We start from the raw sequence: 26801 nt of genomic DNA, 5'->3' as shown, positions 1-26801 counted from the left end.
TTAACTCAATTGTTGTGCACGTCTAGTTACTTTAGGCTGATAGCTTCGCAGTTTTTGCATCGCCGAGCCGTGATGTTCCGGGTATACTTCTATCATTTCTTCCGGTTTTTCCAAAGGCTCTTCCGCCTGTTTCATCATGACGAACTGGTTCAACGGGCCGCCGAGCAATCGTTCAAGCGCCGCCATTGCTTCGGGCGCTTCAATTGATCCGACTCCCGCCTGTTTCATCCGTTCTTGATAGTCGGCAGATGAGACGATTCCGACACTGCCCCAGTAGCTCCAATTCATCACCGCCGCCTTATACGGCCGCGTTTGAGCCAAATGAGCGGCAAAGGCATCTTTGAAACTGCATCCGGCGGCGTAATTGCTTTGTCCGGCCGCTCGTGCAAATGATTGTACAGACGAGAAGAACAAAGCAAAGTCCAGCGGCTCATTTCGGAAAACATGGGCCATATTCACGCTGACATTAACCTTTGCAGCGAGCACGCTTTTAAAACGGCTTTCCGGCATATTTGCCAGACTCTGATCCTCTAAAACGATTGCGGAATGGATGATTCCGTTTATTTGCGGGTACGTGCGTTTGATCGTTTCATACGCCCGTGTGAGTTCATCCTGATCTGCCGCGTCTGCTTCAACATAAATCGGATCCGGGCCGAACTGGCTGAGTCTGTCGATTTTTTCCTGAATGGCGCCGTTATGTTTTCGTCTGCCGATCCAAACGACGCGTGCCTGATACGTTTTTACGGCATATTCGCTCCATGCCTCGCCGATACCTCCGGCGCCGCCAATGACGACATAGACGCCGCCTTTTTGGTAAGCGGGCCGGCTTGACATCGGCTGCTGTACAGGAATGAGGCGCTGTTTGTACCAGAGATTGTTCCGGTACGCCCATGTATGGCCTTGCTCATCGAACGGCGCCGAGAACAGCTCCGCCTTTGAAACATCTTCCGGGCATCCGGCATCAATCAGCCTTGTTTGCCAGTTCGGATACTCTTTTGCGAGCGAGCCGATTAAACCGTGAAGGCCTGCGTGAGCCGGATCAATGATGTCCGCCGGCTGTACGGACTGTGTTTTTATGGTGACTGCAGTCAGGCTGATTCGCTTGCCTCCATATCCTAAAGCAAGCATGGCCTTGATCACTCTGTACATCTGGATGACGCCCGTATCCTGAGCTTTCACCATGTCAGCAGCGCTGTGAACAGGGGCGATCCATACGATATGGCCGAATGTCCCGCTTGCTTTCATTTTTGCTGCAACAGCCTCTATTTCATCCTTCGGGGTGATATGAAGCCTTTTCGCATAAGGATGATGCAATTGAAAAGCTGCGCTCTCCTCATCCCCTGCGATAAAGACAACCTCTTCCGTCTTATATGCCGGGCTTCGGTCACTGAATTCCGCAAGATCCCATACCGGAGCCAGAAGGTTTGCTCCATTTAATGATGTTTCCGGCGCAGGGCCTTCCATCATTCTGGAAGAAATCCCTTTAATCCTGACACAGACCCGGCCTGTCTCATCGCATAAGTCAATGTCCAGCCGCTGTATTTTCTCGTCCGTTCCCCGTGAGCTGACATACGCCCACATGCTTGTCGTGCACGGACTGAAAATGTCCAGTTCCTCGAGAGCGAACGGCAGTGACAGCTGGTTATCATCTGCGTGCAGCTTCAGCCCGATTGTCGCTTGCAAAGCTGAATCAAGCATACACGGGTGAAGAACGTATTGATCTGCCGTTTCTTCGAGGAAGGAAGGCAGCCGGAGCTCAGCCAATGCTTGATTGCTTCCGATATGAATCTGCTTGATTCCTTGTTGTCCGGGACCGTAGTCAATACCGATTTTTCCGAATAAGCTGTAACACTGCTCAGAAGTCAGCATGCTGCGGCTGCATTGAGCTTTCAGGGCGCCTATATCACGATGCGGAGTCTCATCGGCGCTGAGAATGCCGGCAGTCCCCTGACAGTGTATTTGCCTGCCGCTTGCTTCTGTTTGTGAAGCAGTGTAAATGTCATACACGATCTCACCGTTTTCCCTCGGAACGAGGCTGATCTGCGTTTCAATCGGGCGGCTTCCCGCTTCGATCGGCCGAACCCAACCGATGTTTTTCAGGCGGATGACAGACGGACGTTCTTTTTGCCCTTTGACCGCCTGAGCAACTGCCGCCCTAGCCATTTCCAAGTAGGCGACGCCCGGCATGACCGGTTTGCCTTTAATCAGATGATCGGTGAAAATCGTCTCCTGCCCCGTAAATTCAGATCGGTACCGCTGTTCTGTTAAATCCGATACGTTTTCGTGAAGCAGCGGATGCAGCACCTTGGCCGTCGGCACAGCTTGCGGCTTCTCTGCTTTCGGCCGGTTGTCTGTGATCCAGTACCGCTCTTTCGCAAACGGATAAGCAGGAAGACTCATCCGTTGGGGCTTGATATCAGCATATAGGCCGTCCCATTTGATATCGGCACCCTGCACCCATAATTCCGCAAGCTTGTCATTCTCCCGGCGGCTGATCAGTTCTTCTGTATCCGGTTCGCCGTTTGCGCCTGCCATAATGGATTTCAGCGCGGCTTTACCCGCTTTCCCTTTATAGATGCCCGCTGCGTCATAATTCCCTTTCGCACAGCTCTTTAGCTTGTCCCGCAGTTCTTCGGCGGAGGAAGCGATAACGGCCGCTCTCTCTTCCATGGCATCACGTCCCTGCTGAAGCGTGTAAGCAATACCCGTAAGATCCTCATCGGTAAAAGAAGCTTGTGCCAGCTGGTGTGCCTGTTCTTGCAGACGGTCTTCTTCTTTGGCCGACAGCACAAAGATTTGAGGGTGTGTGAAAATGGCTGTTTTTCTTTCTTCCCTCGGGATATATTCTTCAATGACGACATGGGCGTTTACGCCGCCGATGCCGAAAGAACTGATTCCCGCACGGCGCGGCAGATCGCTGCCGTTTTCGTCTTTCAATGCCGTCCATTCTCTTTTTTCCTGTACGATGTAAAACGGGCTGTCTTTCAGTTTGATATACGGGTTGATGACCTCGCTGTGGAGGCTTTTTGCAAGGGTTTTATGCTTCATCTGCATCAGCACTTTGATCACACCCGCGACACCGGCTGCAAGCGACAGATGGCCGATATTGGTTTTTGCCGAGCCCAGACCGCAGTGACTCGCGTAAACGGCGGGATCGCCGGTTTTTTCGTACAGCTTTTGAAAGGCCGATTTCAGTCCGTTGATTTCGACCGGGTCGCCAAGCTCCGTTCCGGTTCCGTGCGCTTCAATATAAGTGACGGTTCTCGGATCAATGCCGGCTTTGTCATAAGCCGTTCTGACGACTTCCGCCTGGGCTTTCGGATTCGGCGTCGTCAAGGAGTTCGCGCGTCCGCCGTGATTGACCGCGCTGCCTTTAATGACGCCATAGATGTGATCGCCCGCTTTTTCTGCTTCTGACAGCTTTTTCAAAAACAGTATTCCGGCACCTTCACTGACGGCAAATCCGTCCGCCCTGTCGGAGAATGTTTTGCATTTCCCTTCTTTGCTCAGCGCGCCGGCTTTGTCATAAGCGATGTGGCCTTGCGGTGTGACGACGGTATTCACGCCGCCGGCGATCGCCATGTCGCAGTTCCCGTTTTCAATGGCGCATACGGCGTGATGAATCGCGACCAGCGAGCTGGAGCACGCAGTGTCGATCGGTTCACTCGGCCCGTGCAGATTGAGCATATAGCTGACACGGTTCGGTCCCGCAGACGGACTCATATTTGCGGCTGATGCACCGCCAATATCCAAGTCGGAAAACAGTGAGCCGTATCCGGTATTTCCCGTGCCGATGTACAGGCCTGTTTTCGTGCCGGAAAGGCTTTTAGCGGAATATCCCGCATCTTCAATCGCTTTCCACGCATACATCATTAACAAGCGCTGCTGCGGATCCATCTGTTCGGCTTCCAGCGGTGAAATTCCGAAGAACAGCGGATCAAAATCCGCAACTCCGTCAATAAATCCGCCCCACTTTACATTTGTTTTGTTGGCTTCATTAAGCGGGTCGCCGTAATACTCCCGCCAGTCCCAGCGATCCGCCGGCACCTCTGTTATGCAATCTGTTCCCTCTTCTAAGTTGCGCCAATACTCATCAATATTTGCGGCCTTCGGAAACACTCCGCTCATACCGACAATGGCGATCGGTTCCGATTTATGTTCAACCGCAGTCTGAACAGGCTGTACGGCAGTTTTTGCAAAGCGCTTGTTCCCTGTCAGTCTCATGCTGCCGTCATCTGTTATGCGGCTTTGTTTCTCTTCTTTCGGCTGTGTGCTGCCGGCAAATTGGGTGTGATAGTCTTCGGCCAGATGATGTGCCAAGGCTTGAATCGTCGCATATTCAAAAAATACGGTCGGTGTCAAATCAAGCTTATAAGTGTCATTCAGCTTGTTGGCGAATTCCGTCAGCGTAATGGAATCAAACCCGTATTGATTGAACTCCAATTCAATATCGATTTCATCAATGTTTATTTTCAGAAGTGCGGAAACCTCTTTTGCCAGCAATTCCTGAATTTTCGCCGTCAAGTCCTTCGGTGCAGGCGTTTCCTCCGTTTTCTTAACAGGTGCAAAAGCGGCTGCAGGCGTCTTCTGAAGTAGTTTCTCCCGCATTACGGCGCGGTTTCCTTCCATGACGAGCACGCTTGTTTTCCCCGTGCTCCATGCGTTGTAAAGAGCTTCTATTCCGGTTTCAGTGCGCATCGGCACGACACCGGTTCTTTTTTCGGTGAGCTTTGCCATTTCTTCATTGACTTGCATTCCGCCGTCTCTCCAAAGCGGCCAATTGACCGACAATGTATGTCCATGGCGGTACATTGCCGTAACCAGTGCGTTGCGGTATGCCGCATAGCTGTCCATAAATGCGTTTGCCGCCGCATAATCCGCCTGTCCCGCATTCCCTGTGACGCCGGATATGGATGAGAAAACGATGAAAAAGTCCAGCGCTAAATGCTCGGTTGCTTCATCAAGGTTGACAAATCCGTCGGTTTTAGGCGCCAATACACTGTAAAACTCTTCGGTTGTTTTCTTTGCGATATACTGATCTTTCATCACACCGGCGCTGTGAATGATGCCGTGAAGGCCGCCGTATTCCGTTTCAATTGTATTGACCAGCTCTGCCGCAGTTTGAGCGTTTGTCACATCAGCCTGTCTGTATTCCGCTTTTGCTCCGAGTGATTCAAGCGATTGCAGCTGCTTCCGCTGATTCTCGCTTAATGCGGAACGGCCTGTCAGAACGAGTGTCGGCTCTTTGACTTTGCGGGCGATTTCTTTTGCGAAAATAAAACCTAAGCCCCCGGCTCCTCCGGTAATAAGATAAATGCCTCCGTCATTCCACGGAATACGTATTTTATTGCCGGAGACGGCCGTTTCTTTGACATCTGCGCTGTAACGGATGCCGTTTTCATATTTGACATGGCTGTCATCAGCCCGTGTTTTATTTTCTCTGATGATGTCTGTGATTCTGCCGTTTTCCGCCGGTTCTATTTCAATCAGCTGGGTTTTCAGTTTTTTATGTTCCAGGCCGGCCGTTTTTAACAAAGCTGAAATCCCTGAGAGCAGCTGATGCTTATCTGTTTTAGTGAGAACCGTCTGGATGAGGACGTCTCCTTCCGTCTCTTCCTTCAGCAGTTTTTGCAGCGTCTCCAATATCCGTCCTGTATAATCACGGAAGCGCGCCGCCGCTTTCCTGTGCGGGGAGGTCAGTTCAATGCATTCGGCCCCCGCAGCTTCAACGGCTTGTTTCAATCCGGCGTCTGTGTCACAAAGCAACACGATATGCCGGGCAAAAACCGGTTCCGTTTGAGCGGCAGTTTCATCGCTTCGGGTCCATACCGGCTCAAGCATGAGCGTTTCCGGAGCTTTTTCTTTTTTCTCAGGTTCTTTTTCTGCCGTTCTGAATGACAAACCTTTCAGCCTTACGCAAACCTTGCCGTTTTCATCACAAATATCAAGATCGCGTTTTTCAACCTGGCCGGCTTTATGGTCTTCGGAAAGTCTGGCGTAAACCCACATCTCGGCAGCGCATGCGCTGAATACTTCGAGCTCCTGAACCGCAAACGGAAGCATCAGCTTTTCATCATTTGTTCCGGTTAATATGCTTGATGCCTGCAACGCAGAGTCCATTAAGCCCGGATGCATGACATACTGCCGTACCGTGTCTGAACAAGCCGGATCAAGCGACAGTCTGCCCAGTACGAAATCGGCACCTGTATAAATCGCTTTGACACCCCGAAAAGCCGGGCCGTAATCAAAACCGATTTTGCGGTACATATCGTACACTTCTTCTGCAGAAAACGGTGCCTCGGCGGATCGTGATCTCAGTTTTTGCAGATCAATGACCGGTGCCTCGGCGTCAGGGCGGATTGATACTGAACCTTGACTGTAAACGGACGGCTGATCTGTTTCCCGGCCGCTGTAAATGTCAAATTGAACATTGTTTGCAGGATCGGGAACGAGGCGGATGTTGACATGGACCGGCTCGTCTTCAATGGTGATCGGCCGCACCCAAACCGTATTCTTAAGTTTGATGCTTCCTTGTCCGGCCGGCACTTCAGATGCCTGTTCCATTGCTGCGCGCGCCATTTCAAGATGTGCCACTCCCGGTAAAATCGGCACGCCTTGTACAACATGGTCCGCAAGGTAAAATTCTTCCCCGGTGTAGATTGAGCTGAACCGCTGTTCGGCAAGGTTTGATGTATTTCTGTGCAGAAGCGGATGCAGCACGTCTCGTTTTCCGGCTGAAACAATGGCTGTTTTTTCATGTTTTCCGGGACGATTTTCCGCCCAATAGCGGTCTTTTGCAAACGGGTATGTCGGCAGGCTTATCCTCTTAGGCGGCCGGTCTCCGTACAGCTTCGCCCAATTGACGTTCAGCCCTTTGACCCATAATTCAAGCAGCTTCGCGTATTTGCCGCGTGCCATCCATTTTTCAACGGCTTCTTGAATGTCTTCATCTTCCGTCAGCATTTGCAGCGTGCCTTTGTCTATTCTTCCTCTGTACAAGTCCGCGTTCTTATCCCCGTTGATAAACTGTGACAGTTTTTCCTGCAGTTCTTCTGCGGACCCGGCAATAACCGCCAGACGTTCTTCCATGGCGTCCCTTCCGATTTGGAGGGTATAAGCCATAGAAACGAGGCTGGATTGATCGTATCGTTTTTCAGTAAGCGCACGTTTCAGCTGTTCGGCCTGTTCTTTCAGGCGTTTTTCATTTTTGGCGGATAGAACGAAAAGACATGGGTTGATATGCGAATCATCTGCTTCCGCTTTTTCTTGCGGAATGTATTCTTCGATGACGACGTGGGCGTTTACCCCTCCGATGCCGAATGAGCTGATGCCCGCGCGGCGCGGCTCATCGTTTCCGTGTTCGTCCGTCTGCGTCTTCCATTCCATCGTTTCCCGCACCAGATAAAACGGGCTGTCTTCAAGCTGAATGTACGGATTTACCGTCTCACAATGAAGGCTTTTTACCAATGTCCGATGCTTCATCTGCAGCAAGATTTTAATGATTCCCGCTGCTCCCGCCGCAAGGGATAAATGGCCGATATTCGTTTTGACTGAGCCTAAGCCGCAATAGCCGGACGCTTTCTCTTTTCCGTCTGTAAATGAGCTGAATGCTTGCTTCAGACCGTTAATTTCAACGGGATCTCCAAGTTCTGTTCCCGTGCCGTGCGCTTCGATATAAGAGACTGTTTTCGGATCTATGCCCGCTTTTTTGTATGCGGCTTTAATGACTTCCGCCTGCTGTTTCGGGTTAGGCGTTGTTAAAGATGCCGCGCGGCCGCCATGATTCACCGCGCTTCCTTTAATGACGCCGTAAATATGGTCTCCATCCGCCTCCGCCGCTTTCAGTTTTTTGAGGAAAAAGAGCCCGGCTCCTTCCCCGTGAGCAAAACCGTCAGCCTGATCGGAGAATGTTTTGCATCGCCCTTCTTTGCTCAGCGCCCCCGCTTTGTCAAAGCTGATATACACATCCGGAAGAATGATCGTATTGATTCCTCCCGCCAAAGCCATGTCGCACGTCCCTTCCTCAATTGAAGAAACGGCATGATGTATGGCAACGAGTGAGCTTGAGCAGGCCGTATCAATCGGTTCGCTCGGTCCGTGCAGATTGAGCGTATAGCTGACACGGTTCGGGCCGACAGACGGGCTTGTATTGGCTGCGGACGACCCTTCAATCGTCGCATCGGCGTTGGCTAAAAGAGATCCGTAACCGGTATTTCCAGTCCCGATAAACACACCTGTTTTTGTGCCTGAGAGACTCTTTGATGCATATCCGGCATCTTCAATCGCTTTCCACGCATACGTCAGCAAGAGACGCTGCTGAGGGTCCATCTGTTCCGCTTCCCGGGGCGAGATTCCGAAAAATAACGGATCAAACTCTGCAATTCCGTCAATAAATCCGCCCTGGATGACGTTTGTTTTATTGGCTTCTTTTGCAGGATCCCCGTAGTAGTCCCGCCAGTCCCAGCGGTCTTTCGGAATCTCGGTCATGCAGTCTTTGCCTTCTTTCAGGTTCTGCCAGTAAGCTTCAATGTCTTCGGCCATCGGAAAAATTCCGCTGATGCCTACGATTGCGATCGGCTCCGGCTTTTGGTCCCGCTGCACTGTCTGCGGCGGTGTCTCAGGCAGAGTGCGGCGGCGCTTAACGGACGGGCGCGTGTTTTGAGCCTCTTTTACCGGGCTTTGTGATTGGACCGTTTTTGTATTTACCGCAAAACGTCCCGCGAATTCCTCTTCGTATTCACCGATTAAATGAACGGCAAATTCATGGATTGTTGGATGATCAAAGAAAATCGTCGGCGTTAACGTAAGCCGGTACGTTTTGTTTAACCGGTTCGTAAACTCGGTCATCGAAATTGAGTCAAACCCGTATTTTGTCATTTCTTCATGAGGATCAATGTTGTCAAGCTTCACTTTTAACAGTGAGGCCGTCTGCTGTTTTAACAGATGCTTCACTTTTTCAAGGAGGCTGTCAGCATCAATGTCATGACGTACGCCGGTCTCTGCTTCCGGACGTTCATCTTCTTTGCGGAACAGCTTTTCTTTCATGGTTTTCCCATCTCCTTCAAGAACCGTCATCCGGGCTGTCCCGCTCATCAAGCCTTGATATAAGGCCTTGATGCCGGCTTCTGTGCCGAGCGGTGCGATTCCCGCCTCCTGCATCAGCATATCTTCTGTCTGCTTTCCTGCCTGCATTCCGCCTTCTTTCCATAACGGCCAGCTGACAGAAAGCGTCTTTCCGTATCTTTGTCCTGCGGCTTTCAAAGAACGGCGGTACTCGGCATACATCTCCATAAAGACGTTTGCGGATGCATAGTCAGCCTGGCCGACGCTTCCAAGCACACCCGATAAGGAGGAAAAGACAATAAAGACATCTAATTTCTCGTGCTGTGACGCTTCGTCAAGATAGACAAGACCCTTCACTTTCGGAGCGAGAACGTCTTGGTATTCCTCCGCCGTCTTCTTCACCATGTAGTTATCTTTAATAACACCGGCACTGTGTACAATCCCGTCCAGCTTGCCATGCCGTTTGCGGATATTGCGGATGAGACGGTATACTTCTGCTTCATCTGTGACATCGGTCTGCTCGTAAAAGACAGATGCACCGGCAGAACGCACTGTTTCCATCATGTCTTTCTGCTTTTCTCCGAGAGCGGATCGGCCGGTTAATATGATGTCGGCGCCTTTTGTGCGGGTTGCAATCTCTTTTGCAAAGATCAGGCCTAAACCTCCCGCACCTCCTGTAATGAGATAAACGCCTTTATCTTTCCACGGAATGTCAGGCTCCGCTTCAGAAATGTCCAGTTCTTTCCAATCAGTGGCAAAGCGCTTGCCGTTTTCATATTTCACATGGACGCTTTCGGCATGCCTGCGGTTTTCCGCCGCTTTTTCCGCTATGCCTTCAGCACTTTCTTTATCATCGGCTTCTATCATTTGGCAGATCAGCTTGGATTGTTCAAGACATGCCGTTTTGAAAAGACCGGTAATGCCTGAGAACACCTGCTGTAAGCCGGCTGACCGCGTGACAGCCTGAAGAAGGATGCGGCCTTTCGGCTTATTTTTCATGATGGTTTTCATACAGGCAAACAGCTGGCCCGCATAAGAATGATACCGCTCTGCAATGGATGCGGGACGCTCGTCCAAGATCAAGACGCTTGCATGTTTAAGCTTTGCTTCGACTGCTTGTTTAACGGCCTCATCGTACTCACAGAGGAAAATGATATGCTGTTCATACGACGGCTCGCGGTCCGCCGGTTCCGGCTGCTCTTTCCAGACCGGTTCAGCCAGCAATGTCTCGGTACGGCTGACCGAAACGCCGGCACCCGCGTTTTCTTCCATAATCCGCGTTGAGAAACCTCTCATCCGAACACAAAGCACGCCGTTATTGTCATATAAATCAATATCGGCTTTTTGAATAGGATCGCCGGCTTTATTGTTCGCGCTGAATGTGACGTGCACCCACATGTCATCAGCGCATGGCTCCAGAATGTCCAGCTCCTCTAAAGCAAACGGCAATGCGGCTTTGAATGGTTCTCCGCTTTCTGCAAGTTGCGCTCTTGTCACGTTCTGCAAATATTCGGCGGCCTGAAGCGCACCGTCCATCATACTCGGATGAAGGATATAATCAGCTTTTGTATGAGAGACGGATTCAGGAAGCTTCAATTTAGCAAGCATCCGGTCTTCGCCTTTGTATACAAGCTGGACACCTTTGTAGCCCGGCCCGTAATCAGCTCCGATCATTCCTTTGTAAAACGCTTGAGATTCGATTGTTCCCTGCGCGCATCGGCGCTTCAGCTCATCAAGATCCGCTGTTTCTTCCGGTTCTTTCCGGATGATTTCAGCGATGCCCTGATTATAAAGAAGGTCTGCTTCACCGCTTGAATCATTCCCGCCGTACATTCTGTATTGAATCTGCCCGTCTTCTTCTTCATAAAGTCCGATATGAACACGGACAGCCTCCTGATCGGCTATCACCGGGCGGACCCATACGATATTCTTTAAACGCAGGCCCAGAGATTCGTCTGTTACCCCGCCGATGCTTCTCTCCGCCGCGGCCCGTGCCATCTCAAGGGTGACGGCAGCAGGCACGATCGCCATTCCTTTAATGATATGCTCGGCAATAAAATACTCTTTTCCCGTGAATTCCGAACTGAACCGCTGCTCCTGCAAAACGGATGTATTCTGATGTACCAGCGGATGCAAAAGCTTCGCATCTGTTTGCTTCACGGTTTCTTCCGGCCAGAAGCGCTCCTCTGCGAACGGGTAGGTCGGCGCACTGATTTTTTGCGGCGCGGAATCCTCATACAATAAGCCCCAATCGACACGCACCCCTTCTATCCAAAGCGCCGCAAGTGCTTTCAGCTTTTCATCCCGTGTCTGACATGCCGCAAGCTCATCCAGCTCCTGAGATGACGCTTCTTTATTTCTCACCTTTTCGCCCCGTAAGATGTTTTGGTCATTGCCATTGATGAAATCCTGCAGCTGCCGCTTCAAATCGTGACGATCATGACAGATAAAAACGGCTCTCTCTTCCATCGCTTCACGTCCGGTCTGATACGTAAATGCCAGATCATGCAAGGACACATCGTTTTCGGCGTCATTCAAAAAGTCAGAAAGACAAGACGCATAGGCAGTCAGACGCTCATGATTTCTCGCTGAGAGCGGAACGATATAAGGCGGCTGTCCGTCATTTGATCCGCTGATCGTTTTGTTTTCATACTGTTCAAAAATAGCGTGTGCGTTTGTTCCTCCGAGTCCGAATGAGCTTAACGCTGCGCGGTGCGGCGTGTCTCTCTCCGGAAGCGGTTTTCTCTTGTCCGCCACATAAAACGGCGAACCGCTGAATGTGATATTCGGATTCGGTGATGTGTAATTAAGGGTAGGCGCCAGCTCCCGATGATATAAACTCATCGCAACTTTAATACATCCGGCAAGGCCCGCTGCTGTATCCAGATGGCCGATATTCGTTTTTACGGAGCCGATCCCGCAATACTGCTCCCGATCCGTGTAACGTTTATACACTTGCTGCAGCGCAGACATTTCAATCGGGTCACCCAATGTCGTTCCCGTGCCGTGTGCTTCAATGTAAGAAATGGTCTCCGGGTGAACGCCCGTGCTGTCTAAAACATGCTGGATGACGTCCGTCTGGCCTTTTACACTCGGTGCGTAAAAACCGACTTTATCCGCTCCGTCATTGTTCAGACCGATGCCTCTGAGCACGGCGTATATGTGATCTCCGTCCTGTACGGCTTGTGACGCCTTTTTCAGCAGAATGACAGCCGCTCCTTCTCCGCCCGCCATACCGTCGGCTGAAGCGTCAAATGCCTTGACATGCCCGTCGCTTGAAAAATTCAATCCGGCTTGATGCACATAGCCGATGCTGGTCGAAGCGTGCAGAGTTGCTCCGCCGACGAGCGCGTATTCTGATTCTCCGCTCGTTATGCTTTTGCAGGCTGAATAAAGACCGACCAGTGATGACGAGCAATTGGAATGAACGAAATAGCTTGGCCCTTTTAATCCGAGCTTATGGGAAACCATCGTCGGAATCGTACCGCTCTGCGCTAACACCCATGACACATAGCCGTCAGGTGATTCGTGGCCTTCTGTCGTTTTTTCCGGCAAAAGCGACCGATACGAATTATTGCTCGCCGACATATAAACGCTTGTCTTCGGAATCTCTTTGGATACATATCCCGCATCCTCGACAGCTTTCCAGGAATGAAGCAGCAGAAGCCGCAGCTGAGGATCCATAAATTCAGCATCTTTCGGAGAAATGTGAAAGAACTCAGGATCAAAGAGATCTTTTCCTTCTATCGCCGATAATGCCGGCACATAGTTTGGATTTTCGATCAAATCTTCCGGGACGCCAGCTTCCCGGAGCTCTTGTTCCGAATAGAAACGGACGCTTTCCTTTCCTTCTCTTAACTGCTTCCAGAACTCATGATGATTTTTCGCGCCGGGAAACTGACAGGAAATCCCTACTATTGCCACACTGTCTTCAAGGTAAGACGGCATCCCGTTTTGCGGTGTTTGTTCTCTTTCTCTCTCATCTTGGCCGGTCGTTTCTGGTTCATCCGCCTGTTTTGTTTCAACAATAAAACGGCTGATCGCCTGAATCGTCGAGTGTTCGAATAAATCCGTGACGGTAAAATCACATTCCAGCGCCTGTTTAATGCGTTCTGCCGCCGCAACAGCCAAAAGCGAGTCGCCCCCTACATCGAAAAAGCCGTCTTCGGTTTTGATGCCTGCCGTATTCAGCAGGTCTTCCCATATTTCGGTCACTTTCGCTTCCGCTTCTGACAACGGCAGTCTGCCCGTCCTTTCAGACCGGTGAACGATCACCTTGCGCTGTTCCAGGTCCTTGCGGTTCACTTTTCCGCTCGGTGTTAACGGCAGCGCATCGAGACGGATAAAATGGGCAGGCGCCATATAATCCGGCAGACCTGATAAAAGATGTTCGCGGAGCGCTTTTTCATCTGCCGAATGACCGGAGCGGGCCGTATAATAAGCAATCAGCTTTTTATGTCCGTTCTTTTCCTGCACAACAACCGCCTGATCAAGGATATCCGGATGCTCGCTCAATTTTGTTTCAATCGCTCCCAATTCAATGCGGAAGCCGCGGATTTTCACTTGACTGTCAATACGGCCGGCATATTCTATATTTCCGTCAGGCAGCCATCTGGCCAAATCGCCTGTTTTGTAAAGCTTTTCTCCTTCACTAAACGGATTATCAATAAACGATGCCGCCGTCAGCTCAGGCTGATTGTAATAGCCTCTGGCCAGTCCGGCGCCGGCTACGCAAAGCTCTCCGGCCACACCGTCAGGGACGGGGCTGAGCTTTTCATCGAGGATATAAAGCCTCGTGTTTTGAATCGGTTTCCCGATCGGTGTATTCCTGCTTGTGATGTCCTTGTCGCCGCAGCTGTAGTACGCGGCATAAATGGATGTTTCCGTCGGGCCGTATATATTTTCAATTCTGGCCTTTTTGAAGATGGAAACCGACTTTTTGACCAAGTCTTTCGGAAACGCCTCTCCGGCTACCATCACATATTTCAAAGGACCGCCTTCTGTAAATGCCATATGCCGCTTTACCGTTTCTAAAAATACATTAAACACGGCAGGGGCAAAATTCAGATGCGTCACCTGGTGAGTCTGGATATATTCCATGCAAAGCTGCGGATTTTTTTCTGCACCGGGCGGCAAAATGACAAGCCGTCCGTTTCCGATAAACCAGCCGAATAATTCTGAAATTGAAACGTCAAACACATAATTCGTTTTTAACAAATAGGCATCCTCATGTGCGACCGGATACTCCGCTTCTAAAAACTGCAGTGTGTTCATGATGGCTCTGTGCTCTACCATGACGCCTTTTGGTTTTCCCGTGCTTCCGGACGTATAAAGAATATAAGCGAGATGATGCGGTTTTGAACGCGGCATCAGTTTCGCTCCGCTGACAGGTCCGCTGTTTTCAATCTCCACCGTGCTCACGCCGCCGATGGTTAACCGCTCAATCACGCCGCTTGTTTTTGCTTGCGTTAATACGATTGAAACGCCGCTGTCAGTCAATACGTGTGCCATCCGTTCGTTTGGAAAAGCCGGGTCAAGCGGGACATACGCACCTCCCGCTTTTAAAATGGCGAGGATGCCGATGACCATCTCAAAAGAACGCTCCGTACAGATACCGACCGGGCATTCCGGTGTGACGCCCATTTCTTGCAGATGCACAGCGAGCGACGTGCTTCGTTCATCTAATTCGCGATATGTAAGGCTTGTCTCACCGAATGTGACGGCTGCTCTGTCAGGGTATCGCCCGGCTTTTTCTGCAAACACGTCATGAATGCAGCGGTTATTCGGCTGATGAGATGGACGGCTTTCCTCCCGTTTTTGATTGAGCAGGCCGGAACAGGCTGCAAAAGCGATCTCCGGATCAGAAAGCACCTTTTCTGCCAGTTTCATATAATGCTCCGCCATCCGTTCGATGGAAGAAGGGCTGTAGACATCCGGGTTGTACAGAAATTGCAGGACGGTTCCCGTTTCTTTTTTATAGACTTCAAGCGCAAGCTCAAATTCGCCTTCCTGATGAATGTCTTCTATCATTTCAATGCCTAGTGATTGATATCGTTCCGCCAGCTTTTCCGCTCCTTCTGTCTGGAAGAAGTTTTGATAGAAAAACGCGGTTTGAAAAACAGGCGAAACCGCAGGCGAGCGTTCCGTCTTCAATTCTTTGACAAGCGCCGGAAACGGATACGCGGCATGGTCCAGCCCTTCTGCAAGGGTCAGCTGGAGCTCCTTCAAAAACGCGGCAAAGGATTTGGCGCCCGTCTCCCTGCTTCTGACCGCGATCATATTAATAAAGTATCCGATCACAGATTCAAATTGAGCCTCAGAACGCCCCATCGTCGGCATGCCGACGATGACATCTTCCTGATTCGTATATTGATAGAGCAAGCCTTTGAAAATAGCGAGATACACAACGGATTCATTGACATTATGTTTTCGGGCGCAAACTTTAATCTGCCGGTTCAGTTCATCAGGAAGCAAGCGCTGATACGCCTGCCCCCTGCACGTTTGAACCGATGATCTCGGGTAATCCGCCGGAAGCTCAAGCACCGGCAGCGGTCCGTCAAGCTGCTTTTTCCAATAAGAGAGATGCGTTTTTCCCGCTTCGCTTTCCAGCAGCTCCTTTTCCCATTTCACAAAGTCGTGATAATCTGCGGCCTGCTGAAGCATTTCCGGTTCTTTGCCTTCGCTTGCTTTTACATAGGCGTCCAGCAGCGATGACATAAACGTCATAAGAGAGACGCCGTCAAAGATGATATGGTGAATGGTGATTAACACAATCGGCTCCGCCTGACGGAACACTTGAACGCGCAAAAGCGGACCTGTTTCAAGCGCGAACGGTTCTTTTGCTTTTTCTTTAATAAACGAAAGAGCATCACGCCTGCTTAATTCGGAAAGATCTATTTCTTCAATCGAAAAATGCCGATCCGCATCTTCAGCCTGATACGGAAGGCCGTTTTCCTCTTTTATCACACTCGTCAAAATAGGGTGCTGGCGCTGCACGGAAAAAAGGGCCGTTTTGAATGTCTCGATATCCAGCTTTTGAAAACGAAAGCATAACGGAATGTTGTATGCGCTCATCTCCGGAAACATTTTCTGAAGCATCCACAAACCTTTCTGGCCTTCGGAAAGCGGACGTTTTGCAGTCGTCCGCTTGAAAGCCTGAAGCTTTTGTTCTACTTCAGCGATGGTGAGCGTTCCTGATCTGTAGGCATCGAGAAGTTCTTTATGATTCATAGGTCTTACTCCCTTCTATGATGTCTTGCACTCTTTTAAAATCCAATGTCCCCTCGGAGACCTGTTTCATCATGGCGATGATCTCCTGATCCGTATACTCCTTGCTTTCCGGAGCGGCGGTTTCTGTTTCGGTTTCTTCCGTTCTGTAAAACGTTTCGATCGTTTCTTTGTGTTCTGTCAGGTAATAGCCCATGACGTCTCCGAGCGTGGCATAGCTAAAAAATAACGCCGGAGTGACTTCAATGCCGTAATGGCTCGACAAAAGCGAGGCAAATTTGGCTAAATAGATGGAATCAAATCCGAATTCCGCCCAGTTTTTATGCAGAACGAGCTTATCCTTGGATATTTTCAGCAGATTGTGTATCAGCTCTTTTAAATCCGCTTCGAGCCGTTTTTCCGTGCTTTCTTCCGGGATGCGGCGGCTCACGGTTTCCAAAAGAACTTCCGTTTTTGATGAATCGTCCCGCCGGATGCCTAAAAATCGCTCGGCACGGCTTCTTTTGCCGGCAATGACAAGGCACTGTGTATTGTCTTGAGAAATGATGCGCTCAAACTGCTCAATGCCTTCATCTGTTTCTAACAGGCGCTGGCCGCTTGATTTCAGATACATGCCCGTCGTCTCTTCACCGCCGACGGCCATTCCGCCGTTTTTCCAGACCGGCCAGTTTATGACAAAAGCGTTTCCGCTTTCTGATTGTTCATTTTTATAATGGGCGTATGCCATTTGGAACCTGTTCGCCACTGCGTAATCACAGCAGCCGAAATCTCCTAAAACAGCCGATGTGGATGAAAAGTAGCAGATGAAATCAGGCGTTTCATTTTTCAGCCACTCGTCAAGAAGCAGGCTTCCGTTTATTTTCGGTTCAAGCGTACTGCGGAAATTCCCGATTTCATTTTCAAAGACGGATGTTCTGCTTTCGATGCCAGCCGCATGAATGACGCCATGAATGGCTCCGAATCGTTCTTTCGCGCGTTTGATACAGTCGCCCATTCCGATCGGATCACAAACATCGGCTTCGGCGTAAAGAACACCTGCGCCGAGATTTTCCAAGTCTTTCATTTTTTCTTTCTTTTCCTCATTGATCGGCGATCGCCCCGTGAGAATGACATTTGCCTGATAGTTCCGGGCGAGGCGGCGGGCAAATAAGTAGCCGAGCCCTCCTAATCCGCCCGTAATGAGATATGTGCCCCCGGTTCTGATCCGGCTGTTTTCTTTCGTCAATCCGGTCGGTTCAGTGTGATAGACATATCGTTTCCCTTCTTCGAGGAAAACGGTATGGTCTGTTTCAGCCTTCAGCTCGTCCCAAATGGTTCCCATCCAGTCTGTCATGGCTGCGCCGGCTTTTCTGAAGAGGCCGGTAATGCCCGTTTTCGGGAGGACCATGCCGAGCGAACGCTCAAATCCGATCCATGATTCCAAGTAGCATTTTTCCAGACCGGATGTATATTCACCCGCCAGTAACAGTCTTTCCGGCTGCAGACCGGTCTCGGCCATAGCCTTGAGAATATAGACGATACATGAAAAATCTTCGATGCAGCTTTTATCTTCAAGCGCCCATAAATACAAAATGGCAGATGCTTCACCGTACTCTTTTTGAATGTCCGCAAAAGCGTCTACATATGATTGCGGATCTTCCCGCACCACTTGGCAGCGGCCGGCAGATAAGCCCTCGTACCGGTTTCCCTGAGCGATAAAAATAACGTCAGCTTCACTGTCATACGATTTGATCACAGAGACGGCTTCCTGCTGCTTCTTCTCATCAGTTAAGAAAGAAATCACCGTTTTAATTTTCTTTTCTCCGGCAGCAGGCAGAGCCTGTTCTTTAAGAACTTCTCTAAAAGCCATCACTTCAAACTGCTCCGCCGGATCACTTTCATCAGCCGGCGCCTTAACGGGCACTGTTTTACTTTGTACAGGCGGCTGATGCCAGAAGCGTTCTTTCGCAAACGGATAAGCAGGCAGGCTGATGCGAACCGGAGGACGGTCTCCGTATAATTTCGCCCAATCGATGTCCAATCCTTTTACCCAAAGCTCAAGCAGCTTAGAATATTTCCGTTTGCTGATCCAAGCGTCAATGATGGTTTCCATGTCATCATCGGCCGCAAATACGGCAAGCAACCGTTTGTTTTCTTCCGTGCTGTCGCGGTGCAGTCCGGCGCTGTCTTGTCCGGCGATAAATCCATTCAGTTTTTCTTCAAGTTCAGGCAGTGAATGAACGATCAAGCCGAGACGCTCTTCCATCGGCACACGGCCCGTCTGAAGAGTATAGGCTATGCTCATCAGATCACGGCCGCTGTATCTTTTTTCACGGATGGCGTCTCTAAGCTGTTTTGCTTTTTCGGTGAGCCGTTCGCTGTTTTTCGCAGACAGGACGATGATGGCGGGCTGATCTGCCGGCGTCTCATCATATTCTTTGTCTGCCATATATTCTTCTATGACGAGGTGGGCGTTTGCTCCCCCCGCGCCGAAGCTGCTTAACCCGGCCCTTCTCGGAAGCTCTTTTCCGCCGATGACGGGACGCTTCCACTCACCGAGCTCCTGCTGAACGGCAAACGGCGTATACGCGAACTCAATATTCGGATTCAGCTCTTTCGCATGCAGGGACGGCGCGATTTGGCGGTCTTTCAGCTGGAATAATATTTTTGTCAGACCCGCAATGCCTGCTGCGCTTTCACAATGGCCGATATTTGATTTCGCAGAGCCGATGGCGCAAAACTGTTTGTCTGTTGTATCCTCTTCAAATGCTTTCGTTAATCCGGCAATTTCAATCGGATCGCCTAATGCGGTCCCCGTGCCGTGGGCTTCAATATAACTGACGGTGCGCGCCGGGACGTTTGCTCTTTGGAAAGCCTCTTTTATTAAGGCGGCCTGCGCATTCGGATTCGGAACGGTGTAGCCGTTCGTTTTGCCCCCGCTGTTAATGGTGCTTCCTTTAATTACACCGTAAATGTGATCGTTATCGGCGATCGCTTGATCCAGCGGCTTTAATACGACCGCGCCTACCCCTTCTCCGTCGACAAAACCGTCCGCGCGGTCTCCGAACGATTTGCACGTGTCGCTTGCAGAAAGCATGTTCATGACTGACAGATTCATATAATGGACCGGGTCGGTCACAAGATTTACGCCGCCGGCAATCGCGCATTCGCTTGAACCGCTGTATAGGCTCTCAAGCGCCAGATGAATGGCCGTCAAGGAAGAAGAGCAGGCTGTGTCAACGGCAATGCTCGGTCCTTGGAAATCAAAAAGGTAAGATACTCTGTTGGCAATGGACCAGTAGCCGTAGCCTGTCGGGTAGTTTTTGTTCATCGCTCCGGCAAAAACGCCGATTTTTCTGCTTTGGCACAGGTTGTCAGGCGTATAGCCGGCATCCTCGATACTCGCATACGCCGTTTCTAAAAATAATCGCTCCTGCGGGTCCATTCGCTCCGCTTCCAAAGGAGAAATCTGAAAGAACAGCGGATCGAACTTGTCCATATCCTCAATGAAGCCGCCCCATTTCGTATAAATAGAGCCTTCTTTACCTTTTTCTTCATCGTAGTAATCCTGCCAGTTCCAGCGCTCCCGCGGGATTTCTTCTATGCAGTTTTTTCCTTTTTTAATGTTTGCCCAAAGCTCAGCCGCTGTTTTGGCCTGCGGGTAGCGTCCGGATACGCCGATAATCGCCACGTCGCGAACTGAACTTTGCCGGGCGGTCTCTTTGGCTGCCTGTTTTTCTTTCCGCCGCCAGTCAGTGCGAAGCGGCTTAGCCGGCTGTACAGCCTGCGGTTTTGATGCCGCCGGTTCTTCCTGAACAGGCGTTTGTCCCGTCAGTTTGATCATCTCGTCTTTTTTCGTTTTGATTAAGTGGCCGACGAGAGCCTCAATCGTCTGGTATTCAAAAAATAAAGTGCTGCTGACTTGGTCTAACACATTTCGTAACGCATTTGTCAGCTGTACGACGACGATAGAATCAATTCCGTATTTTTCAAGCGGCGCTTTCGGATCAATTTGAGCCGGCGGAATTTTTAACGTTTCTCCGATTAACGTTTTCAAGTACTCGGTGCTTTTTTCTGTTAAGGCTGTGCTTTTTTCGGCCGTTGTTTGCGGCTGAAGTTCCGGCGCTTTTTGTGGTGCGGTCCGTTTTCCGGTCTCAGCTTTAAGCGTTTTTTGGCGCACAATGCCATTGCTTTTTGCCGCTATAATCTGATGGCTTAATTCATGTGCCGCTTCTGCCGGGAAGAAGACAGAATGCCAGCCTTCACTTTCTAACACGCGCTTCCAGCTTTCCGGATACAAGCCCGGGCATCCCGGAATTCGAAGGTTGGAATCTTCATGCAGCCACCAGCCTTCAAGCAGACCGAAAGTAATATGCGGGAACAGGCTGTTGCCCGCCATCTCATTTAAGAGCAGCAAACCGTTGTCTTTTAAAACGGCTTTGGCGTTTCTCAGCGTCTGGCGTATGTCTTTTGTCGCGTGGAGCACATTGGCGGCAACGGCGATGTCGTATGCGCCCGGCTCTATGTCCTGACCGGAAAGCGGTTCTTCTGCATTAAAAAGTTTATAAGTCAGATAAGGATTCTGTTTGCCGTATTCTGTCTCCGCATGCACGAGAAAAGCTTTCGATACATCGGTGTAACAGTACTCTTTGATATGGTTTTGATACGGCTTAAGCTTTTCAAATATCCCCGCGCTTGTGCCGCCAGTGCCCGCTCCGATTTCCAGGATGCGGATCTCGGCTTTTGGATTTTTACTGATGTTTTCTTTCACATAGGCTGTTAATGTATCTGACAGGGCGCCGTTGAAGTAATCCGCGACTTGGTTGTGTTTATAAATTCCTTCAACGAGTTCCATTGAAGAGTGCGGGAACATGATGTCTGTCGCAGGCACGTTTTCGCGCAGAATGTCCGGCAGTGCTTTAAGCATCGTCTCGGCTAAAACAGTCATCGCTTTTGTATCGGCGTTATTGAGCCATTCCTCTTTTTCCTGCTCCCATTTTTGCCATAGCGAGGCGGTTGTGTCTTCGGCTCGCGCCGACAATTTATATGAATCCGCATTCCCTTCCAGATAACCATGTTCCAGAAGGAAAGCGATCGTTTGATTGAGCCATTTTTTAAAATAGCCGTGTTCAGGCTCATACGCTTTAAGGCTTTGCGGCGTCAGCAAGTCCGCCTCTTTTAGCTGGGCGATCAATAGCTGATACAGAAAATCATCAAGTTCCTGATGCCCGGTCTCTCTTACAAGACGTGCGCCCGGCGGAGCAACCTTCAGCTGTTGTCCTGATACAAGCGGCTGAGGCGGATAAACAGACATCTTTTCTCGTTCATTCATTCCCTCTACTGCGACCGGTTTTGTCGTATGAATGAAAGCAGCCTGGTCAACCCGCAGCGTCAAAAGGGTTTCCAGCGCCTCCATCGCAGCGTCCGGTTCGATCAATCCCAATCCGATCTGATCCATCAGCTGAATAAAATTGCCGTCTTCAGCCGCCTCGCTGCTGCCCCAGTAGCCCCAATTCATGACTTTGACCGGGCAGTTCCATTTCTGAGCAAGTTCCTTCGCAAATGCGTCACTAAAGGCGCATCCTGCGGCATAATGGCTTTGTTTCACATTATGGATAAATGCCACAAGCGAGGAGAAGAAGAGCGCAAAGTCAAGCGGCTCCCGTCCAAATACCTCCGCCATAGATACACTTACATCGGCTTTTGCCCGCAGCACCGATTGGAATTCTTCTGTCTTCATATTATTTAAGCTTTGCTCAGACAGATCCATTGCCGAGTGGATGACGCCGTTAATTTTTGTATGACGCTCTTTTATGAGCTGATAAGCCCGCTCTAAGGAATCCCTGTCAGCGGCATCGGCGGAAACATATTCAGGCGCCGGGCCGAATGCGCTGAGCCGGTCGAGTTTCGCCTGTATCGAATCATTCAGCGTGCTTCTTCCGATCCAAATGACGCGTGCTTTGTAGCGGCGGATCATATATTCACTCCATGCCTCACCGAGATACCCGGCGCCTCCGATCACGGCATAAACCCCGCCTGTTTGGTACAGCGTGCCGTTTTTCGGCATATTGTCAAGCGGTATCAGCTGCCGCTCATACAGCTCTTGATTGCGGTATGCCCAAACTCTTCCGTTTTTCCCGGCAGAAAGAGAAAGCGCCTCGCCGATCGGCCAGATGCCGTCCGTTTCTGTGTCAATCATGCGGATATTCCAATGCGGATATTCTTTCGCCATCGTCCCGGCAAGTCCGCTGACCGCTGCTTGTGACGGATCAGCACTGTCCTGATCTGAAAACGGCTGGGCATTTGCAGTGACGAAGCACCAGTCCAGATGTTTCCCTCCGTATCCTAAGGCAAGCAAAGCTTTCATCAGCTTGAACACATGAAAAACGTTGCGCTCCTGTTCCTTAAGGATGTCAGCACTCTCAGCCTGCGGCGCGAGCCAAATGATTTGCTCCAGTTCTTTTTGTCCTTCAAGCAAGTTTGCAAGAGATGTGATATCATCCGTGCTTCTGATTGGATAGTAAGAAGCATTCGGCAGATGCTCTTTGATGCGCGCGCGGCTTCTGTCAGTTCCTCCGAAAACCGCAGTCTGCTTATCCGCCGTTTTCGCTTTCCCGGTAGTTATAAGTGCAGCGGGCTCCCATGCCGGAATCATCATCGTATGGCCGACAGGCGCCTCTGAAGTTTCACCGACCGCTGTTTGGCTTGGTTCAAGCGCCCGGACGGACGCGCCTTTCATCCGAACATAAACCGTACCGGCATCATCGCACATATCAATGTCAAATTTTCTTACGTTGTCATCTGCTTTGCTGCCTTCTGTATACCGGATATATGACCAGATCTGTTCAGGACACGGCCCGAACACTTCCACTTCCTGCATCGCAAACGGCAAAGAAAGCTCATGGCTGTCTGCATTGTCATGAATCGAGCGGACAAGCAGACCGACGGAGGCGTGAAAAGCGGCATCCATTATACTCGGGTGAAGCGTATACAGCTCTTTATCGTCTTGAACGGAATCCGGGAGTGAAATACGGGCCAGTAACCGGTCTTCCCCGATCAGCAATTGCTGTACGCCCCTGTATGCCTCTCCGTAATCCAGGCCGATCTTTTCAAAAGCACTGTAACATTCTTCCCCCGTCACGATCCCTAAATCGCAGGAAGCCTTGACAGACTCTATATCTAACTGAGCACTGCCCTGTGCGGCAATGACCGCTTCACCTTGGCTGTGAATAACCGGATCTTCGCTGTTTACTTCTGCCTCACTGTATATTTCATAGGTAATCTCACCGTTATCTTCTGGATAAAGGGCAATATGTATTTCCTTCGGTTTGTTTTCAATCATGACCGGCCGGACCCAAACGACCTGTCTGAGTGTGACGCTATGGCCTTTGTCCGTTACGGCCGCGGCCTTTTTCACCGCCTCTGCGGCCATTTCTAAATAGGCGACGCCCGGCAGAATTTTTTGTCCGTTGACGACATGGTCAGACAAGAAAAATTCATCTCCCGTAAAAAGAGAAGTAAAACGCTGCTGTGAAAAATCTGACGTATTTTCATGTAAAAGCGGATGCAGCACAGTGCCTGACAGGCTTTTCCCGTGTTTTTTCTGCTGCGGAATCCAATAGCGCTCTTTTACAAATGGATATGTCGGAACGCTTGTTTTACGCGGTTTATCCGCATCGTACAGCTTATTCCAATCTACTGTTTTCCCTTCTGCCCATAAACCGGCAAGCTGTACCGGATCACCTGTTTCAGGAGCAGGTTCGCTCAGTTCCGGCATCTCGGCTTGTCCGCGCCAAAATCCGGGGATGTTGTCGCTTCCTTTTACGAAATCATTCAGCTTTTGCTTCAATTCGCGGGTGTCATTTGCAAGGAAGACCGCTCTCTCCTCCATTGCTTCGCGTCCTGTCTGAAGCGTGTAAGCCAGTTCAGACAGCACCGTCTTTTCGGAAAGCGACCCGGCTAGTTTTTCCGCATAGGCCAGAAGCCTGTCTTTATTTCTTGCGGACAGCGGGATGATTTTGGCTGCATCGTTCTCAGGTGCAGGCGCTTTGTGTTCCGGCTGAATGTATTCTTCTAAAATGATATGGGCATTCGAACCTGATGCCCCGAAGGAACTGAGCCCGGCCCGGCGCGGATAATACGTGACTTTTCCGTTTTCTTCCGCTGCCGGCTGCTTCCAAGGAGCAGTCTGCTGCTGTACGTAAAAAGGAGACTTCTCAAATTTCACGTATGGATTTAATTCCGCGGAATGCAGAGATTTGACAAGCGTTTTGTGATGAAGCTGCAGCGCCGCCTTTGTTAATCCGCTGATGCCCGCCGCCGATTCTGCATGGCCGATATTTGATTTGACTGAACCGATGGAACAAAATTGCTGATCCTGCGTCCCTTCGCTGAACGCTTTTGACAGACCTTCAATTTCAATCGGGTCGCCTAACGAAGTGCCCGTTCCATGAGCTTCCACATAACTGACGGTCCGCGGGCTGATCCCCGCTTTTTTCAGACATGTCTTAATGACTTCTGCCTGTGCAGCAGGGCTCGGGACGGTAATCCCGCTTACTTTCCCGACGTGGTTAACGGCGCTTCCTTTAATAACTGCGTAAATCCGGTCGCCGTCCTGTTCTGCTTTTTCCAGCGGCTTGAGTAATACCGCACCGACTCCTTCTCCGGAAACATAGCCGTCACCGCCCTCGCCGAACGTGCGGCAGCGGCCGTCGCTTGAGTGCATGCCGACGCTTCCGTAGCTCAGATATTTCGCCGGGTGGAGCGACAAGTTCACCCCGCCCGCAAGCGCGGCTTCACATTCGCCGCGGCGGATGCTTTCAATCGCCAGATGAACGGCGGTCAATGATGAGGAACAAACGGTATCAACCGCGATGCTCGGCCCGTGGAAGTCACAATAATAGGACACTCTGTTGGCGATCTGCGCATAATTCAGCGAAACCGGAAAAGGATCAGTTTCCGATAATTGTTCTGCGCCGATTAAGGAATAATCTTTATGCATCACCCCTGCAAAAACGCCGATCGGATGCTGTTTCGCCCCTTTATTTCCAAGCGTTTCAGGCGTATACCCCGCATCTTCAATCGTTTCCCAGCAGGTTTCTAAAAACAGGCGTTCCTGCGGGTCCATCATTTCCGCCTCACGCGGTGAGATTCTGAAAAACTGCGGATCGAAGCAGTCGGCATCGTCGATGAAACCGCCCCATTTTGATACGGTCTTTCCAGATGGGGACGTTACGTTTTTATATGTTTTCCAATCCCAGCGGGACTTCGGAACTTCAGTGATGCAATCCGTGCCCGCCTTAAGGTTTTCCCAAAACTCCGCCAGATTTTCCGCTTTCGGATAGCGGCCGGCCATTCCGATAATCGCAATGTCACCGGTGTTTTCATGATGTTCTGGCACGTCCGGTGATTCGGCTGCACGTTCCGCACATTCAAATGAAACGGTCTTTTTCAGATAGGCTGCCAGTTCTTTTATATTCGTATATTCAAAGAGAAGAGTGGGCGCGAGTTCCGCACCCGCCTTTTTACTGATATCCTGGACAACCTCAAGCAAAGAAGATGAATCCAGCCCGAGCTCGTAGTAGCCGGCAAGAACGTCCAGCGTCTCCCAAGGCTGACCAAGCTTATCAGCCAAAAGCTTCTTCAAAAACAGAATGATGTCTTTTTCATCTGCGCTTTCCGGCTCTTTTGCATCCTGTTTATTCTGTCCTGCTGTGTGCCCGTCTTCTTCGAGCCGAACCGCTTTTCCCGTAATGTTTTTAAGCTCAGCCACCTTCTGTCCGGAACGGCTGAAGTACTCGATTGTCATCGTTGTAAGTTCTTTTTCCTGACGGACGCCGGAAGCGGCAATACGCGCCGTACACTCTGATTGAAGCCTGCCGGCGGCTTTGAACGATTCATAATATAAAGGCAGGTGAAGCCGGTTTGTTTCAGAAAGCAAGCTGCTTGCCCCGATACCGCTCGCATCCAAAAGGGCGGGATGGAATAAAAAGAAATCCTTTCCTTCTTCGCAAGAAAGCTCAGCCAGCATGCCGTCTTCTGTTTCGTATAATCGTCCGCTCGATTTCATCATCCCGGAATGAACCAGGTCATGATCCAGGCAGCGGTGATACATGTCATCGAGATCCAAAGATCGGACTGACTGCTTCAGCTCGCTGAAATCAATGGTTTCGTCAAATGTGACTGCGTCTCTTTTCACCATTTCAGCCGTCGCATATTGTATATTGTCTGACAGCTGGTCATCTTGCTGTTTCTGTCCGGAAAGGGAGATGAGCCACTTTCCATCTCCGCTTTCAGAACATTGAATGGTCAGAATGATTGCAGCCGTTTCACTGACGGTTAAAGGCTGATAAATCGTGACATGCTTCAGTTCGAGCTCATTGTATGAATAACCGTGCTCCTGAAAAACCTGATAAATCAAATCGATATAACTAAGACCGGGCAATACCGCTTCACCAAAGACCGTATGGCCCTTCATGATAGGATGATCCAGTGAAATATTGATTTTTTCCGATATCATTTCTTCCCACTCC

General features: G+C 50.4%; 2 protein-coding genes. Both read right to left on the bottom strand.

Features of this window, described 5'->3' with window-relative positions:
- Nucleotides 1-16293 (bottom strand): non-ribosomal peptide synthetase, encoded by a 16293-nt coding sequence (locus AD710_RS16315; protein ID WP_049628511.1) that lies wholly within the window; start codon nucleotides 16291-16293, stop codon nucleotides 1-3.
- Nucleotides 16283-26788: a type I polyketide synthase gene (locus AD710_RS16310; RefSeq protein ID WP_049628510.1), complete on the bottom strand. Its 10506-nt coding sequence runs from the start codon at nucleotides 26786-26788 to the stop codon at nucleotides 16283-16285. Before AD710_RS16310 ends, AD710_RS16315 begins: the two co-directional genes overlap by 11 nt.
- Nucleotides 26789-26801 lie beyond the last annotated feature (13 nt).

It is taken from the genome of Bacillus sp. JFL15, from assembly GCF_001184225.1.
In the GTDB taxonomy this organism is placed as follows: Bacteria; Bacillota; Bacilli; order Bacillales; family Bacillaceae; genus Bacillus; species Bacillus siamensis.
The sequence above is the reverse complement of the archived record's forward strand: the minus strand, read 5'-3'. Positions and strand labels throughout refer to the sequence as shown.